The 233-nt window shown below is 70.8% G+C and carries 1 pseudogene; it reads right to left on the bottom strand.

Annotated features, from left to right (window positions below):
* Window positions 1-233, bottom strand: a pseudogene (locus tag IF89_RS0137185) (IS4 family transposase); the annotation flags it as partial.

The raw sequence follows: 233 nt of genomic DNA, 5'->3' as shown, positions 1-233 counted from the left end.
CTCCCACCGCTCGCCGTAGAGGGCGGCCAGTTCGGCAGCCGGTGCCGCAGTGGGGTCCATGAGGGTGGTGATGAGCCGGTAGCGTTCGGCCTGATCACGGCCCGGGATGTCCAGGCCGTACTCGATCACGCGGACCCGGATGTCCTGGGGCAGCCGGACGCTTCGCCCCCGCCCGCCGCGGACGGTGGAGATCCACGAACCGTCGGGAAGAACCTCCTCGACCGGCAGCTTCC

This window comes from Streptomyces sp. NRRL F-2664 (genome assembly GCF_000719345.1).
Classification (GTDB): domain Bacteria; phylum Actinomycetota; class Actinomycetes; order Streptomycetales; family Streptomycetaceae; genus Streptomyces.
Note: the sequence above shows the minus strand (reverse complement) of the source record. Positions and strands in the feature narration are given on the sequence as shown.